This is a genomic window from Paractinoplanes durhamensis, assembly GCF_016862175.1.
In the GTDB taxonomy this organism is placed as follows: Bacteria; Actinomycetota; Actinomycetes; order Mycobacteriales; family Micromonosporaceae; genus Actinoplanes; species Actinoplanes durhamensis.
This window is the reverse complement of the sequence record NZ_BOML01000039.1, coordinates 12,143-28,591: the sequence shown is the minus strand read 5'-3', so window position 1 is coordinate 28,591 and position 16,449 is coordinate 12,143. Positions and strand designations below refer to the sequence as shown.

General features: G+C 69.3%; 14 protein-coding genes and 2 riboswitches. Of the genes, 5 read left to right on the top strand and 9 right to left on the bottom strand.

Annotated elements, in window-relative coordinates; translation table 11 throughout:
- Window positions 1-28 precede the first annotated feature (28 nt).
- A complete protein-coding gene (locus Adu01nite_RS24885) occupies window positions 29-1,270 on the top strand; it encodes an MFS transporter (RefSeq protein ID WP_203729794.1) in 1,242 nt (413 codons plus the stop codon).
- Here Adu01nite_RS24885 and Adu01nite_RS24880 read toward each other — a convergent pair.
- Together Adu01nite_RS24880 and Adu01nite_RS24875 are read right to left on the bottom strand one after the other, a co-directional pair.
- Window positions 1,258-1,599, bottom strand: coding sequence for an Atu4866 domain-containing protein (locus tag Adu01nite_RS24880; RefSeq protein WP_203729792.1), 342 nt, complete (start codon window positions 1,597-1,599; stop codon window positions 1,258-1,260). The two genes, Adu01nite_RS24885 and Adu01nite_RS24880, sit on opposite strands and share 13 nt — an antisense overlap.
- Before the next feature lie 92 nt (window positions 1,600-1,691).
- Window positions 1,692-2,291, bottom strand: coding sequence for a TetR/AcrR family transcriptional regulator (locus tag Adu01nite_RS24875; protein ID WP_239132685.1), 600 nt, complete (start codon window positions 2,289-2,291; stop codon window positions 1,692-1,694).
- A 180-nt stretch (window positions 2,292-2,471) separates the two neighbouring features.
- On the opposite strand from Adu01nite_RS24875, the gene Adu01nite_RS24870 reads away from it, so the two are divergent.
- Both Adu01nite_RS24870 and Adu01nite_RS24865 read left to right on the top strand, forming a co-directional pair.
- Complete coding sequence (locus tag Adu01nite_RS24870) at window positions 2,472-3,368, top strand: ABC transporter permease (RefSeq protein ID WP_203729790.1); 897 nt, start codon at window positions 2,472-2,474, stop codon at window positions 3,366-3,368.
- Window positions 3,325-4,137 carry an ABC transporter ATP-binding protein gene (locus tag Adu01nite_RS24865; protein WP_203729788.1) on the top strand — a complete coding sequence of 271 codons (813 nt, stop codon included), beginning with the start codon at window positions 3,325-3,327 and terminating at the stop codon, window positions 4,135-4,137. The genes Adu01nite_RS24870 and Adu01nite_RS24865 overlap by 44 nt, the downstream gene beginning before the upstream one ends.
- Window positions 4,138-4,160: 23 nt before the next feature.
- Here Adu01nite_RS24865 and Adu01nite_RS24860 read toward each other — a convergent pair whose 3' ends face one another.
- Complete coding sequence (locus Adu01nite_RS24860; RefSeq protein WP_203729894.1) at window positions 4,161-5,120, bottom strand: coiled-coil domain-containing protein; 960 nt, start codon at window positions 5,118-5,120, stop codon at window positions 4,161-4,163.
- 55 nt (window positions 5,121-5,175) lie between these two features.
- Window positions 5,176-5,310, bottom strand: a riboswitch (cyclic di-AMP (ydaO/yuaA leader).
- Between the two features lie 207 nt (window positions 5,311-5,517).
- Window positions 5,518-5,650, top strand: a riboswitch (cyclic di-AMP (ydaO/yuaA leader).
- Window positions 5,651-5,655: 5 nt separating this feature from the next.
- Here Adu01nite_RS24860 and Adu01nite_RS24855 point away from each other — a divergent pair.
- A complete protein-coding gene (locus Adu01nite_RS24855; RefSeq protein ID WP_203729786.1) occupies window positions 5,656-6,690 on the top strand; it encodes a coiled-coil domain-containing protein in 1,035 nt (344 codons plus the stop codon).
- 67 nt (window positions 6,691-6,757) lie between these two features.
- Here the strand turns inward: Adu01nite_RS24855 and Adu01nite_RS24850 are convergent, their stop codons facing one another.
- The 6 genes from Adu01nite_RS24850 to Adu01nite_RS24825 all read right to left on the bottom strand — a co-directional run bounded on the left by Adu01nite_RS24850 (window position 6,758) and on the right by Adu01nite_RS24825 (window position 16,058).
- Window positions 6,758-9,124 (bottom strand): glycoside hydrolase family 65 protein, encoded by a 2,367-nt coding sequence (locus Adu01nite_RS24850; protein WP_203729784.1) that lies wholly within the window; start codon window positions 9,122-9,124, stop codon window positions 6,758-6,760.
- 62 nt (window positions 9,125-9,186) lie between these two features.
- Complete coding sequence (locus Adu01nite_RS24845) at window positions 9,187-9,927, bottom strand: HAD family hydrolase (RefSeq protein WP_203729782.1); 741 nt, start codon at window positions 9,925-9,927, stop codon at window positions 9,187-9,189.
- A 91-nt stretch (window positions 9,928-10,018) separates the two neighbouring features.
- The gene (locus tag Adu01nite_RS24840) at window positions 10,019-10,465 is read right to left on the bottom strand and encodes an ATP-binding protein (RefSeq protein ID WP_239132682.1); all 447 of its coding nucleotides are present in this window, start codon (window positions 10,463-10,465) and stop codon (window positions 10,019-10,021) included.
- Between the two features lie 157 nt (window positions 10,466-10,622).
- The gene (locus Adu01nite_RS24835; RefSeq protein ID WP_203729780.1) at window positions 10,623-11,915 is read right to left on the bottom strand and encodes an ABC transporter ATP-binding protein; all 1,293 of its coding nucleotides are present in this window, start codon (window positions 11,913-11,915) and stop codon (window positions 10,623-10,625) included.
- Between the two features lie 148 nt (window positions 11,916-12,063).
- A complete protein-coding gene (locus tag Adu01nite_RS24830) occupies window positions 12,064-14,196 on the bottom strand; it encodes a bifunctional glycosyltransferase/CDP-glycerol:glycerophosphate glycerophosphotransferase (protein WP_203729778.1) in 2,133 nt (710 codons plus the stop codon).
- Window positions 14,193-16,058, bottom strand: coding sequence for a DUF5941 domain-containing protein (locus tag Adu01nite_RS24825; RefSeq protein ID WP_203729776.1), 1,866 nt, complete (start codon window positions 16,056-16,058; stop codon window positions 14,193-14,195). Before Adu01nite_RS24825 ends, Adu01nite_RS24830 begins: the two co-directional genes overlap by 4 nt.
- Before the next feature lie 204 nt (window positions 16,059-16,262).
- Between Adu01nite_RS24825 and Adu01nite_RS24820 the strand changes: the two genes are divergently transcribed.
- Entirely contained in the window at window positions 16,263-16,445 is a 183-nt protein-coding gene (locus Adu01nite_RS24820) for a PspC domain-containing protein (protein ID WP_239132681.1), read from the top strand.
- The last annotated feature ends 4 nt before the right edge of the window (window positions 16,446-16,449 follow it).

Sequence of the window (16,449 nt, the reverse complement as noted above, 5' to 3'; positions counted from 1 at the left end):
CGGACTAGAACGTTCTAGAGTTCCTGACGTGGAGAAACTCACCGCCGGCCGCCGCTGGGCGGCCCTGCTTGCCCTCGCTCTGGGCGGCTTCGGCCTCGGCCTCACCGAATTCGCCGCCATGGGCCTGCTGCCCGAGGTGGCCCGCGACCTGTTGCCGGACGCGTACGCGCGCTCGTCCTCACAGGCGGTCGCCACGGCCGGCTGGGTCATCACGGTCTACGCGCTGGGCGTGGTGGTGGGGGCGCCGACGATCGCGACCCTGACCGCCCGGGTGGCCCGCCGCAAGCTGGTGCTCGGGCTGCTGGTGATGTTCACGGTCGGCACGGTGGCCTCGGCGCTGGCCCCGACGTTCGGGCTGATCCTGGCCGGGCGCTTCGTGGCCGGACTGGCGCACGGCGCCTACTTCGGCGCGGCCGGGCTGCTCGCCGCGAGCATGCTCGGGGCGGGCAACCAGGCCAAGGGGTTCTCGATCGTGCTGAGCGGGCTGACCGCGGCGAACGTCTTCGGCGTCCCGCTGATCACCGGACTCGGGCAGGTGGCCGGCTGGCGGGCCGCGTACCTCGCGGTGGCCTGCGTCTTCGCCCTCACCCTGCTGGCCGTGCTCGCCGTCGTCCCGGAGGTGGCGGCCGCGCCCGGCGGCTCGCCCCGGGGTGAGCTGGCCGCGTTCCGCTCGCCGCAGGTCTGGTTGGTGGCGCTGGTCGCCGCGGTCGGCTTCGGCGGTTTCTTCGCGGTGAACAGCTACATCGCCCCGATCACCACCCATGTGACCGGTTTGTCGGAATCAGCGATTCCGTGGGTGCTGGGCGTGATGGGCCTCGGCATGACGATCGGCAACGTGATCGGCGGGATCGCCGCCGATCGGAACCTGCGCCGCAGTGTGCTGTTCGGGTTCGCCGCCATGATCGCCACGACCGTGTTGTTCGGGCTCGTCGCCGGTCACCCGATCGGGTTGTTCGCGGCCGCGTTCCTGATCGGTGCGGCCAGTCTTTTCATGGGTCCGGCCCTCCAGGCCCTGCTGATCTCGGTGGCCCCGCGCGCTCAGCTGATGGGTGCCGCGGTCAACCAGTCGGCCACCAACCTGGCGAACAGCCTGGGGGCGGCGCTGGGCGGCGTGGTCATCGCGGCCGGCTGGGGTTACCTCTCCCCGGCCTGGCTGGGGGTCGCGCTGGCGGCGGGTGGCCTGCTGCTGGCGCTGGCGAGCAACCGGCTGGACGCCCGGCAGGCCGAGACCGTGGAAACCCGGGAGCCGGCGCTCGTTCAGGCGACCTGACCCAGGCGGTGGCCGGCCATCTCCAGCTCACCGTCGTACAGGCTCACCGCGGTGCACAGGCCGGAGTGGCGATCGCTGAGGGTCATCAGCCCGCCGTCGATGTGGTAGGTGCCGCGAGCGCGCTGCCGGCGACCGGCCACCTGAGCGTCGTACGTCCCGTCGGTCCTGATGTCGAGCCGGACGGTGCCGTCCGCGCTGAGCCAGAGACCCACCGGCGCGGTCGCCGAGGGCGCCGCCGGCTTCGGCCCGGGCTCGCCCGCCGAGCCGCCCATCACCAGGGCGAGCAGGGCGCTGGCGTCCAGGACGGTGGCGTCGGCGGTCGGGCGCATGGCGGCTCCTGGTGGCTCGGGGGTTGGCCCCTAACGTCGGCCACCACCGCCCCGACCAGGAGAGCTTCCGGGTTGCAGGTCGGTTGCCCGCCTCAGCCGGTGGCCTTCAGCGCCGCGGTGACCGCCTCGATCATCTTGTCCAGGTAGTCGTCCGGCAGCGGGGTGCGGGCGACCGCGAGCCGCCAGTAGAGCGGCCCCAGGAGCAGGTCGACGGCCAGCTCGGGGTCGGTGCCGGCGGGCAGCTCGCCGCGGGCCACCGCCTGGCCGATCAGCTTGTCGCCGACCGCCTGCTGGTGGGTGCGCAGTGCCTTCTGGAGGGTCTCGGCGATCTGCGGGTTTCGCGAGGCCTCGGCCATCAGGTCGGGGATGATCTGCGAGGCGATCCGGTGCTGGAGTGCCCGGCTTACGATCATCAGCAGCAGCTGGAGATCGCCGGCGAAACTGCCGGTGTCGGGCAGCGGGACGCTGCGGCCCGCCACGTCCGAGACGATCTCGAGGACCATCTCGAGCTTGTTGCTCCAGCGCCGATAGATCGCGGTCTTGCCGACCCCGGCTCGGCGGGCCACGGCCTCGATCGAGAGCCGGCCGTAACCGACCACGGCCAGCTCGGTCATGACTGCGTCACGGATGGCCCTGGTGATGTCGCCTCGGAGCACCGCCGCTCCGGCGGGTGCACGCTTCGCTGTCGCCACGCGGTCACTATACGCCAGGACGTAACGGTTGCGTTCCGCCGTTCGGTCGGATAACCTTCCGGCACGTCGATACGAACCCGTTCCATCGACAGCGACAAGGCATGCTTGCTAGTTGTGTTCTCGCGGAAAGCAACAGGACCCGATAACCCTGACGGGCCGACGAGATCGGAGCACCACCCCATGGCTCAGACGACCGTCGTCGAGCCCTACTCCGGCCCCACTCCGAAGGAGCAGGCCAGGAAGTACGGGCTGAGCACGGCCGGGCGGCTGCCCAGCCTGTCGGAGTACACCGCACAGCTCTGGGCGTACCGGCACTTCATCTGGGAGTTCGCCAGCGCCAAGGTCTCCGCCGCCCTCGGTAACACCAGGCTGGGCATGATCTGGCAGGTTCTGACCCCACTGTTCAACGCCGGCGTCTACTACGTGATCTTCGGCGTCCTGCTGAACACCAAGCACGGCACCGACAACTTCATCGCGTACCTCTGCGCCGGCGTCTTCATCTTCGGCTACACGCAGACCGTGGTGCAGACCGGCGTGCAGGCGGTCAGCGGCAACCTGGGGCTGATCCGGGCCCTGCACTTCCCACGGGCGAGCCTGCCCATCTCGATCACCCTGGTCGAGGCGCGCAACATGATCGCCTCGATGGGCGTGCTGATCGCGATCGTGCTGTTCACCGGCGAGCCGATCAACTGGGAATGGCTGCTGATCGTCCCGGCCCTGCTGCTGCAGACGATCTTCAACGCCGGGGCCGCCATGCTGGTCTCCCGGCTCGGCGCAAAAGTGCCCGACCTGCGGCAGTTGATCCCCTTCATCATGCGCGTCTGGCTGTACGGGTCGGCCGTGCTCTACCCGGTCACCAAGTACACCGAGCACCTGCACGGCTGGAAGCTCGCGGTGATCGAGGCGAACCCGATCCTCGTCTACATCGAGCTGATCCGGCACGCCCTGATGGAGAACGTGGAGCTGGCCGGCAGCCCGACCCTCCTCTGGATCGAGGCGGCGGTCTGGGCGCTGGTCATGGGCATCGGCGGATATGCGTACTTCTGGCGTGGAGAGAAGGGCTACGGCCGTGGCTGACACCGAGCGGGTCCCCACCGTCATCGCGGACAACGCGCACATCGTCTACCGCATCCACGGCTCGATCGGGCCGCACCAGTCCTCGCCGCTGAGCAGCTTCAAGCGGATCCTCACCCGGCAGAAGAGCACCGCGGTGCGCGAGGTGCACGCGGTCAAGGGCGCCAGCTTCGTGGCCTACAAGGGTGAGGCCATCGGGCTGATCGGCACCAACGGCTCGGGCAAGTCGACCCTGCTGCGGGCGATCGCCGGACTGCTGCCGGTCGAGCGCGGCGGGGCGATCTACGCGGCCGGCCAGCCGTCCCTGCTCGGCGTGAACGCGGCCCTGATGAACGACCTGTCCGGCGAGCGCAACGTGACGCTCGGCTGCCTGGCCATGGGGATGACCCCGGACGAGGTCAAGGAGAAGGTCGACGACATCATCGAGTTCTCCGGCATCAACGAGCGGGGCGACTTCAGCTCGCTGCCGATGCGGACCTACTCGTCCGGCATGGGCGCCCGGCTGCGCTTCGCGATCGCCGCGGCCAAGAAGCACGACGTGCTGCTCATCGACGAGGCGCTGGCCACCGGCGACGCGAAGTTCCGCAAGCGCAGTGAGCAGCGGGTCCGTGACCTGCGCGAAGAGGCCGGCACGGTGTTCCTGGTCAGCCACAGCGAGCAGTCGATCCGGGACACCTGCGAGCGCAGCATCTGGCTCGAGGGCGGCGTGATCAAGGCCGACGGCCCGACCGGCGACGTGATGAAGGAGTACGAGACCTTCGTCAAGAAGTAGTCTCGCACTCCTCCTGAAAAGACCTATTTAACTGATAAATGTACGTGGTTGGTGTGATCGCTTGATGGATCGCCGTTGCCACCGCTGTACGACTTCCAGCCGCTGCTGGGCAGCCAGATGCGTTTGAACCAGATGACGTAGAGGACGCCCAGCCGGCTGGAGTTGTTGATGAAGTAGTTCGCCAGGTTCGTCCCGTACGTCTTGCTGCTCCCGGTGGCCACCCCGCCGAAGCCGTCCTTGTCGGCCGCGAAGTCGCAGGCCCGGCCCTTGGGATGCTCGCCACTGTTCTGCTCGCGGAAGCAGTGGATGTAGTGGGTGAACCCGGCCGCTCGGGCCTGGTTGTAGGCGAACAGCATCCGCTGGGTGATGCGGCCGCCGCTGGTCGGGTCGTTCACCATGCCGCTGCCGCCGGTGAACGTGCCGGACGTGTCGCTGCTGCCGCCGTCGGTCGACTGCGGGTCGTCATCGCCGGCGTTCGCCGCCTTCAGGGCGCCCTCGGCCTGAGCCTTCCGCTTGGCCATCACGTTGACCTGCTTCTGCTGGTCACGGATGGTCGCCTCGATCGCGAGCTTGGCCTGCTCCTGCTGGTCCCGGGTCTGCCGCAGGTCCCTGATCGCTGCCTGCTGCTTGACCGCGACCGTTTCCAGCGTCTCGGCCCGGTCCAGGAAGCCGCCGGGCGAACCGGCGGTGAGCAGCGCACCCATCGGGCCGAGCCGGCCGGTCCGGTAGGCCTGCTGGATGATCAGGTCGACCGCCGCCTGCTGCGGGGCCATCCGGGTGTCGAGCTCCTTGACCTTGGCGGTCAACTCGACCTGCCGCTTCTTGGACTTGGCGAGCGCCTCCTGCGCGTCCACAAAGCCCTTGGAGGCGGCCTCGAGCTGCTCGATCAGCGTCTTCGAGCCACCCTCGCCGTCGTCGCCGGTGTCGCCCGGTTCCGCGCTCGCCGGGGCGGCGATGGCCATGGCCAGCCCGGCGGTCGCCATCAGCAGGGCGAGGAACGCCGCTAATCGACGGCGGACAGTTTTCTGCCGCACAAACGTTTCCTTCCGTCGGCCGCCGACCGAGTTAGCTGACGGGTTCGGGATGGAAGTGATCCCTACCGCGTTGTGCGGATTCACCCCGAAGAAACATGGTTCCCCGGTTCGCCGGACGGCGATTAGGCGGCGACCCCCGGGTGGGGATCAAGTGCGACCATACCCAGGACATCGATTGATCGACAGTTCTCGTACTCTGCGCAATTCGATGATGACCTTGCGTGACAAATTCACGGAAAGTCGCGGAAGGGTAACCGCATTCGCGTTTCCCAGGCGCTGCTGTATAGCACGGGCTCGGGTAAACTGGCGCCGGCTCTGCCGCCGAAGGCGCCGCCCCCGAGGCGCCGGCAGACCACCGCCTAATCGCCCGCGAGGGCGTGCCGGGGAACCAAGTCAGTGGGGTGAATCCGCGCAAGCGGTAGGGATCGCTTCCGTCCCGAACCCGTCAGCTAACTCGGTCGGCGGTTGACTGGAAGGAACCTGAATGTCCGTACGCCCACGCCGGTGGCTGAGACTTGCCCTGGCGCCGCTCGTTGCCGTCGCTTTCCTGGCGGCACCCGCATCGGCTGCGAGCGCCGACCCGAACGATCCGTCGTCCTCGTCGGCCCAGCCCGACGAGCAGGGCGACGACAAGGCGGACCCGACTCTGGACGACGTCCTGGAATCGTCGAACCGCAAGTTCGTGCAGGCCAAGGCCGCGGTCGCCAAGTCGACCACGACCCAGAAGGCGCTGGCCATCAAGGTCAACAACGCCGAGGCCAAGCGCAACGTGCTGATCCCCGAGGTCAACGCGATCGCCGCGCAGCAGTACCGCACCGGCCATCTCGGCGCCGCCAGCTTCCTGCTCGGCAGCAACGGCTCGGACGAGTTCCTGGCCAAGGCGGTCTCCCTCGAGGAGATCAACGCCCTGCACGACCGGAAGCTGCGCGAGCTGAACGCCGCGATCGACGAGGTCAACTCGACCAAGGCGACGCTCGACGCCGAGGTGAAGCAGCAGCAGACCAACCTGGTCGCGATGAAGAAGCAGAAGGACGCGGCCGACAAGGCGCTGTCCCTGATCGGCGGCGCCGGCCTGACCGCCGGTTTCGTCGACGCGACCTCGAAAACCGCGTCCCCCGCACCGCGCAATTCCGACGGCGGATTCTCGGCCGAGAAATGCACGGTGAACGATCCGACGACAAGTGGCTGCATCACTGCGCGTACATTGCACATGTACCAAGAGGTGAAAAAGGCCGGCTTCAACAACTTCGTCGGTTGTCACCGCGACGGCGGGCCGTTCGAGCATCCGAAGGGCCGAGCCTGCGACTGGTCGTTGCAGAAGAGCGGCTTCTCGGAGTCGCACAACGCCACCATGAAAAAGTACGGGAACGACCTGATGGCGTTCCTGGTACGCAACGCCGATCGGCTCGGCATCTACTACGTCATCTGGTATGCGCAGATCTGGTTCCCGGCGACCGGCTGGCACGCCTACCACGGCGTCAGCAATCACAAGGACCACGTACACGTCTCGATGCTGTAGGTCGTCGACTGGAAAGATGGCCCCCGCCGATCGGCGGGGGCCTTCTTTCGTTCAGTCCTGCGGAGGTTCAGTCCTGCGGAGCCCGGCGGACCGGGGCGCGACCGGCCGGCTGGGTCGGCGGCGGGCCGACCGGATGCGCCGGCGGGATCGGCACGGTCACCGGCTTCACCTGGGTGACCTCGACGTCCTTGCCGTGGTGGTGGATCACCAGGCGGGCCGAGCCGCCGCCGTTGCGCAGCGAGTACGTCACCTCGTCGCTGGTCACGTTGACCCGCAGCCGCAGCCCCCGCCAGAGCAGCGAGAACTCCAGGTTGTTGATCCGGCTGGGCAGGCGCGGCGCGAAGGTCAGCTGACCGTTGAAGTCACGCATGCCGCCGAGACCGGCGACCAGCGAGATCCACGTGCCGGCCAGTGAGGCGACGTGCACGCCGTCCCGCGAGTTCTGGTGCAGGTCGTGCAGGTCCATCAGGGCGGCCTCGCCCAGATAGTCGTGGGCCAGCTCGAGATGCCCGACCTCGGCCGCCATGACGGCCTGGATGCACGCCGACAGCGACGAGTCCCGGACGGTCCGCGCGTCGTAGTAGGTGAAGTTGCGGATCTTCTCCTCGGGCGTGAACGCGTCCCCGCGGATGTACATCGCCATCACCAGGTCGGCCTGCTTGACCACCTGCTTGCGGTACAGGTCGAAATACGGGTAGTTGAGCAGCAGCGGGTACGCCTCGGGCGGAGTGTTCTCGAAGTCCCACTCCTGCAGCCGGGTGAAGCCCTCCGACTGCTGGTGCACCTGCAACTCCCGGTCGTACGGGATGTGCACGGCCGCCGCCGCGTCCCGCCAGGAGGCCATCTCCTCGTCGTCCACGCCGAGCTGACGGGCCAGGTCGGGGTGCCGCTTGGCCGCCTCGACCGCGCTGAACATGTTCTGCTGGGCCATCAGGTTGGTGTAGATGTTGTCGTCGACCACGGCCGTGTATTCGTCCGGGCCGGTGACCCCGTCGATGTGGAAGCGGCCGTGCCGGTCGTGGTGGCCCAGCGAGCGCCACAGCCGGGCGGTCTCGATCAGCAGCTCGAGGCCGACCTCACGCTCGAAGTCGTAGTCGCCGGTGGCCTGCACGTAGCGGCGCACCGCGTCGGCGATGTCGGCACCGATGTGGAAGCCGGCGGTACCGGCCGGCCAGTACGCCGAGCACTCCTGCCCGCGGATGGTCCGCCACGGGAACGCGGCGCCCTGCAGTCCCAGCGTCTGGGCCCGCTCCCGGGCGAGGTCGAGCGTCGAGTGCCGCCAGCGCAGCACGTCGGCCGCCGCGGCCGGCTGGGTGTAGGTGAGCGCCGGCAGCACGAACGTCTCGGCGTCCCAGAAGGTGTGGCCGTCGTAGCCGGGGCCGGACAGGCCCTTGGAGCCGATCGGCCGCTTCTCGGCCCGGGCGCCGGCCTGCAGCGTGTGGAACAGCCCGAAGCGGACCGCCTGCTGCACCTCCTGGTCACCCTCGACCTTGACGTCGGAGTGGTCCCAGAACGCGTCCAGGTACTCCCGCTGGGCCTCGACCAGGCCCTCCCAGCCGTCCAGCCGGGCACTCGCCAGGGCCGCGCCGACCTGGTCCCGCAGGGCGGGCAGGGAGCGGCTTCCGGACCAGCCGTACGCGGCGAGCTTGACCACCCGCAGCTTCTGGCCGGGACCGACCTTGGCGGCGACCGTGGTGCGCAGCCAGTCGGGGTGCCCCTCGGTGGTGACCTCGTGCTTGCCCGGGGCGTCGATCTGGTGCTCGACGGCCGCCGCCATCCGCAGGTCGCTCGCCTTGGTGCGGTGCACCAGAAGGCCACCGGCCTTCTGCTCGAGCACCTCCTCGGCCTGCAGCGGGTGGTCGAGCACGGCAGCGACCCGCGGGTCCTTGCTCATCGGCGGCAGCTGCTCGTTGGCGACCAGCTCCGACTGCAGGATCAGCCGGCAGGAGGCGTCGAGCGGCTCGACCTCGTAGAGGAAGGCGGCGATGGCTCGCTGGGTGAAGGACACCAGGCGGACGGTGCGCACCCGGATGGCCTGGCCGGACGGGGAGACCCATTCGACGGTGCGTTCGAGCGTGCCGGCCCGCAGGTCGAGCACGCGCTCGTGGGAGCGCAGCTCGCCGTACCGCACGTCGAACGGCTCGTCGTCGACCAGCAGCCGCATGAGCTTGGCGTTGGTCACGTTGATCATCGTCTGGCCGGACTCGGGGAAGCCGTAACCGGCCTCGGCGTACGGCAGCGGGCGAAGCTCGTAGAACGAGTTCAGGTACGTGCCCGGGAGGCCGTGGGGCTCGCCCTCGTCCAGGTTTCCGCGTATCCCGATGTGCCCGTTGGCGAGTGCGAACACCGACTCGGACTGGGCCAGCAGGTCCAGATCCAGCCGGGTCTCCCGAATGTGCCATGGGTCCACGGGATAAGCCCGTTCACGGATCACGGTGGTGCCTCTCGTGAATGAGTAAAGAAGAAAGTCGTGAAGATATAAGCGCTGATACGTGCTCAGCGCGTCAGGAGTTCGGACAGGTCCGTGACAACGATGTCGGCCCCGTGCTCCAACAAAGCGTCAGCCTGCCCCACGCGGTCCACACCGACCACGATCCCGAACTTGCCCGCCCGACCGGCGGCAACGCCGGCCTGAGCGTCCTCGAACACGGCGCAACTCTGCGGGTCGAGCCCGAGAAGCTTCGCTCCGTAGAGGAACGTGTCGGGCGCCGGCTTACCCGGCAAGCCTTGCTCGCGTGCGGTCACACCGTCCACACGAGCCTCGATGAGGTCCGCGATGCCGGCTGCCTCCAGCACGTCCTTGCAGTTGGCGCTGGCCGAGACGACCACGCGGCGCAGTCCGGCCTCGACGGCGGCCTTGAGGTACTCCACTGAGCCCTCGTAGACCTGGACCGCGCCCTCTTGGATCTTCTGCAGGACGAGAACGTTCTTCTTGTTGCCGATGCCGTTCACGGTCATCTGGTCGGGACCGTCGTCCGGCGTCCCCTCGGGCAGGGTGATCCCGCGGGAGGCCAGGAAGGTTCGGACGCCATCGGCTCGGGGCCGGCCGTCGACGTATCGGTGATAGTCGGCGCCGGAGTCGAACGGCACGAAGGCTTGTCCGTGCTGTGTCGACCACGTCTCGAGGAACGTGTCGAACGTTTGTTTCCACGCAGCGTTGTGCACAAGGGCGGTCTGCGTGAGCACACCATCAAGATCAAAAAGGCATGCCGTCACATGCGGAGGTAGTCCGAGCACGCGCCCAATGTAGTCGCATCGCGCGCGCGGCGAGTCCCGAAGGGCGCCTTCACATTTTCCGCGAGCTTTACAAGCTGTTCAAATCATCGTTTCAGGCAGGTGAAGTGCGGTGTGGCAGTGCTATACGCAGCCCGATCGTGGTACCGATCGGGCCGGTCGCCACCGTCACCTCGTCGCAGAGCTGGTGGGCCAGCCAGATGCCGCGCCCACCGATCTCGAAGGCCTCAGGAACCTCAGGAGGGCGCAGGAACCTCGCCGGGATGCCCGGGCCCGAGTCGGTCACCGTGCACCACGCCGAGTCACCGGCCAGCCAGAGCACGACCCGGCCCTGACCGCCCGCGTGCAGGACGACGTTGGTGATCACCTCGTTGACCGCGAGCACGAAGCCGTGCAGCCGGTCACCGACCAGCCCGGCACCGGTCAACCGGCCGTTCACCTCGTGCCGCACCACCGCGATCTCGTCGCGGCCGAAGCGGCGGTCGAGAAGCTGACCGGCATCGACCGGCGATGGGGAGGCAGCGGCACCGCGCGACTCCACCCCGGGAGCCGAACGCACACTTTGGCTCAATCTCTCCTCCACCGTGGTGCAGCCTACGCGTTGCACCACCGTGGTGGAACGACGCACTTGCGCACTCCTCCGGAAGATTCCCCTCCGAAGGCCGCAGCGGGCCGCTGAGTGGCCCTAACGGGCGGCTTCAGCGCCAGCCGACGTCGATGCGCGCACCGGTCCCGTCGAAGAAGTGCAGAGCGTCCATCCGGACCGCCACCGCCAGCGGGTGGCCGGGCGACACCGCCGGGTAGGGCGCCAGCCGCACGGCCAGCTCGGCCGGGCGGCGCTGATGCCGGCCCGGGTCGAGGAGGCTGCGCTCCTCGCGCGGCTCGACCGCGGTGGCCGACCCGGAGCTGCGGCCGGTCAGCTTCTGCAGCGTGCTGCCGAACCGCCGCAGCGCGCCGCCCTGCTCCTGCTCCGGCTTGCCGGTGCCCATCTCGTCCACCACGATCGCGGTCGCCCCGATGTCGAGATAGGCGAGCGACTCGTGGCCGTGGTGCTCGAGGTAGCGGATCCGGCCGCGGAGCACGTCACCCTGCACCTCGGGGGCCACCGGGGTGAGCGCCTCGGCCCGCATGCCGACCACGATGCGCTCGCCGTGATAGTGCGCCACCGCGCGCGCCCGGATGTCCGTCCACGGCAGATAGAGCGCCTGCTCGCCGAAGTTGAGCGCGACGTACTGGTCGAGGTGGACGTAGACGGACGCCTCGAGCAGGTTCATCCGGGGCGAGCCGAGGAACGCGGCAACGTAGAGGGTGGCCGGCCGCCCGTACACCTCGGTGGGGGTGCCGACGTCCTGCAGGACGCCCTTGCGCATGATCGCCACCCGGTCGGCCATGGTGAGCGCCTCGGCCTGGTCGTGCGTGACGTACATGGTGGTGACGCCGAGCTCGCTGGTCAGGCCGGTGATCTCGGCCCGCAGCTCGGCGCGCAGGCCGCTGTCCAGGTTGGAGAGCGGCTCGTCCATCAGGAAGAGCCCGGGCCGGCGGACTATCGCGCGGCCCATCGCCACCCGCTGACGCTGGCCGCCGGAGAGCTGGCTGGGCTTGCGGCCGAGCACGTCACCGATGCCGAGCGCGCTGGCCACGTCACCGACTCGCTCGATCCGGGTGCCCGGTTCGGTGCCGGACAGGCGCAGCGGGAAGCCGATGTTGTCACTGACCGTCATATGCGGATAAAGCGCGAAATCCTGGAACACCATGGCGATACTGCGATCGCGCGGGGCCAACTCCAGCACCGGGTCACCATTGAGAAGGATGTCCCCTTCGGACGGATCCTCCAGACCGGCAATCATGCGCAGGATGGTTGATTTCCCACAGCCGGACGGTCCGAGCAGCACGAGGAACTCGCCGTCCTTGACGTCGAGACTCACGTGATCGACAGCAACCGTGCCGTCGGGCCAGACTTTGGTGACGTCCTTGAGCAAGACGGTCGACACCGTCTCTACCTCCTGCCGGGGGAAGTTCGCAGTGATCCCGGTCCCACGACGGACGGCGATCTAGCTCACTTTGACGAGGAGTATCGATATGCCGCCATCGGGTGAACGTGCCATTTGCACACAGTAGTGAACCGATTACATCTTTCTTTCACTGATCGAGAAACACCCGGCGAACCACGCGTTCCGCCGCCTGACCGTCGTCGAGGTAGCAGAACCGGGCCCGGAAAGCGGCCCGCTGCTCGTCGTCGTACCGCCCGTTCCGGAAGATCTCGACCAGTTGCGGGAAGTCGGCGGCCACCGGGCCGGGCGGCTCGGCGAGCAGGTCGAAGTAGACACCGCGCAGGTCACGGTAGGCCGGCCAGTCGGGCGCGAAGATCACTACCGGACGGTCCAGCACGCCGTAGTCGAACATCGCCGACGAGTAGTCGGTGAGCAGCACGTCGGCGGCCAGGTAGAGATCCTCGACCACCGGGTGGCCGGAGACGTCGACGATCGCGTCGCCCAGCAGGTCGGGCGGGGTGTCGAAGTAGTGCGCCCGGACCAGCAGCGTGGTGTCCGTTCCCAGCTCCGCCGAGAGCTGCTCCACGTCGAGCACCTGGCTGCTTTTCGGCATCCACTCGCGGTGCGTCGGCATGTAGAGCACCACCCGCCGGCCGGCCGCGACGCCGAGCGTCGCCCGGGCCGCCGCCACGTCCGCGTCGGTGGCCGTGGCCAGCCGGTCGTTGCGCGGGTAACCCACCTCGAGCGTCTTGTGCCGGGACGGGTAGGCGCCCTCCCAGGCGATCGTGGTGTGCGCGTTCGCGGTGACGCTGAAATCCCAGCGGTCGGCGCGGCGCATCTGGGCGGTGAAGTCGGTGTCGGTGGCCGCGGCCCGATGATCGATCTGGTCGAGCCCCATCTTCTTCAGCGGGGTGCCGTGGTGGGTCATCAGGTGCGTGGTGCCGCGCCGCTTGACCGTCGTATTCGGCCAGTTCACGTTGTTGATCAGATAGCGGGCCCGGGCCAGCGCGCGGTAATAGGGCATCGTGCCGGCCACCACGTACTTCACGCCCGGCGGGACCGAAGCCACCTGCGCCGCGTTCACCACCCAGACCGCCCGCACGTCCGGCACCAGCTCCGCCGCCTTGGCCGCGATCGCCGCCGGGTTGCAGGCCACCCCGCGGTACCAGTACGCCGCGTAGAGCGCGAGCGACTGGTCGACCGGGAGCCTGCGCTGGAGCTGGTAGTAGAGGTGCCCGGCCAGCTGGCGCAGCTTGTGCTTGACCTGGCCCTTGCGCCGGCGCAGCGTCTTGCGGTCCTTCCGGGCCCGGCGCAGCCACTTGTCGGTGACCTGGAACGTCCGGTAGGCGCCGCGAGCCACCAGCCGGTAGCGCAGGCCCTCGCTGTCGGTCGGCATCGGGAAGCCGGCCGGCGGCAGGTATCGGTGATACATCTCGGTCAGCTGGGCGAAGAAGCGCGCCCGCGACGCGGCCGGCAACCGGGTGTCGTTCCGCATCACCCGCACGAGATGCCAGAGCATCCGGCGGAACAGCAGGCCGCGCACCTCGTCGCCGGGATCGGCATATTTGGCACACCGGTCGAGCGCGGTCTCCCAGTGTTCGAAGACCTCGAAATGCCGGTCGCCGACGGTGCGGGTGATCGCGCCGGTGCGCCGCTGCCGGTAGTGCACGCAGGTGCGCGACAGGGTGGAGATCTTCGGGGCGGCCAGCAGCAGCGGGAACGAGAACGAGACGTCCTCGTACCAACCCGTGGCGAAGCCCAGGTCGTGCTGACCGAGCAGCTCGCGCCGGACCACCCGGTTCCACGCCACGTGCAGCACTTCCAGCGCCTTCGGCCACTCCGCGACCGAGAACACCTCGGGGGCGCCGCTCAGCAGCGCCTTGGCCGAGCCGGCCCGCACCGCACCGTGCCAGTGCACCCGGTCCCAGCCGACGATGAGCAGGTCGGCGCGGGTGGTGCGCAGCCGGGCCGCGACCGCGGCGAGCGCGCCGGTGGCCAGCCAGTCGTCGCTGTCCAGGAACCAGACGTACTCGCCGGTGGCGTGCTCGAGGCCCAGGTTGCGAGCCTGGCCCAGGCCGACGTTCGATGGCGAGGTGATCACCCGGACCCGGGGGTCGCGCGACGCGTACTCGGCCAGGATCTCGCCGCTGTAGTCGGGCGAGCAGTCGTCCACCGCGACGATCTCGAAATCCTGGAACGACTGGCTGAGCACCGAGTCGAGGCACTGCCGGAGATAACCCTGCACCCGGTAGACCGGCAGGACGATGCTGAGCAGGGTCACGTGCGGTTGCCACCCCTCCGGTCGTCGATGGCGTTGATCAAAAACAGCCCGCCGACCGCGGCGGCCAGCAACGCTTCCGCAAGAGTGGCCCATCCGAGCAAGGTGAGCAAAGTCAGCAATACGACCCGGACGTCCCAGCCGAGCAGAGCGCCCCGATCGTGGCCCGAAGGGGCACCCTTCTCCATCCGGGCGACCCGGTCGTAGTGCCGCAGGGCCAGCGCGAACAGCAGCAGGAACACCACCGGCGTCGGCACGCTCCCGATCAGGCCGGCCGCCACCACCAACAGGTATTCACCGGCGCGCAGGGCGGCCGGGACCAGCCAGTCGAGCGGGCCGCGGTGCTTGGCCCGGGCCGGCAGGCCGGCCGCCAGCACCAGCAGGGCGGTCACCGCGAGCTCGATCCGGGCCGGCGGCTCCGCCCAGCCGGCCAGCAGCGCGACGGTCAGGGCCAGGGCGGCCACCGCGCCGAGCGCGGCGAAGGCCAGCGGCATCGGGCCGCCGAGCCGGGACAGGACCAGGCGGACCAGTGGACCGTCGTCGCGGTGCAGCGCGGTGTCGCGCTTGTCGAGGACGCTCACCCGCATCGAGAGCGAGCGCAGGGAACGCAGGGCCAGGGTGTACGCGAAGGCCAGCAACCCGAAGCCGACCACCGCGGCCAGGGCCACCCGGCCGTTGCTGACCATGGCGAGGACCGCGATCAGCGCCCACCGCTCGCCGATCGGGAAGACCACGATCCGTTTCAGCCAGTAGGCGGCCGAGCCGGTCTCGCCCTGGACCTTGGTCGACGCCGCGCTCAGCCGCGCGCCGACGCCTGTGCTTCTGATCTCGGAAGGGCGGGCCGCGGCCTCGTCGTGCAACTGGCCGTACCAGGCGTCGGTCATGTGCCGGACGGTCTGCAGCAGGATCGCGGTGATCGCCAGCGGCCACGCGTAGGGCAGGCCGATCCGCTCGGCGCCGGCCGCGAGACCGGCGTAGGCGGCGTATTCCTTCGCGCGGTCGGCCATCGTGTCGAGCCAGCCGCCGAACTCGCCGAACGTGCGGGTGTAGCGGGCCAGTTGCCCGTCCACGCAGTCGAGCACGAAACCCAGGTAGAGCAGGATGCCGCCGGCGATCATCGCGGGCCGGGACGCCTGCCAGAAAGCGAGCGCCGCCAGCACCGCGAACAGCACCGAGATCCAGGTCACGCCGGTCGGGGTCAGGCCGAGGCGGGCGGCGGTCCGGGTCACGATCGGCGACCAGGTGCTGACCGCGTACGTCGTGAAGAAGTCGTCCTTCTCCTTGACCGCCAGGCGCAGCCGGGCCTTGTCCTCGTCGACGGCGTCGACCGCGGCCCGGGCCGCGGCCAGTTCCTGCTCGGTGTGCACCTGCTCGGCGTGCAGCAGCCGCACCGCGGTGGCGACCGGCACCACGCCCTCGTCGAGCAGGGCGGGCAGCAGGTCGGGCCGGTCGGCGACCTTGTCGAGGGCGGCCAGGTCGCCGGGGGCGACCCGCAGCGCGCCCACGAACCGGGCGGTGCCGTCGCCGGCCGGGGCCGCGATCACCTGACCGCGGTCGGCGCGCAGGTCACCGGCCGGGTCGGCGACGATCAGCGCGGTGCTGCGGCCGGACGGCTCGGTGGCCAGGGTCCACAGCAGGCTGGGGTGGGCCACCAGGTTGTCGGCGCAGATCAGCACCGGCTCGCCGGCCTCGATCGCGCGCCGGGAGATATCCCGCAACCGGGCAGCCGGATCGCTCGCGTCGAGGCGTTCGACCTCGGTCGCACCGGCCGCATGCAGCGCGGCCGTAAGATCCGTCACGAGCCGGGTGGCGTCCGCGGGGGCCAGGGCGTTACCGCTGCCGGCTGTCAGGACGGCCAGCGTCACCGCTGCCTCCAAATCACTGAGGGCCCGGTTGGCCCCGAAATCGGACCCAGGTTAACAGCGAGTTGCCCTCGGGTACGGGGGACCCTTACGGGAATCAAACCGCCGTTCTCCCCCTCCCGACCGAGGGAAGGTGATCCCGGTGCACCTACCGTCAAGCTTGGTTACGGCGACCGCCCGTAACCGTCAGTGAAGGAGTGGTTGACCGTGACCCGCCGCCTCTCTCGCCCCCGCGACGACCGCTGGATCGCCGGGGTCTGTTCCGGCCTTGGCCGCCGCTTCGGACTCTCGTCCGGCGTGGTCCGCCTGATCTTCGTCCTTTCCTGCCTGCTGCCCGGCCCGCAGTTCCTGATCTACCTCATCCTCTGGGCAATGCTGCCCAACGAGTAGGGGG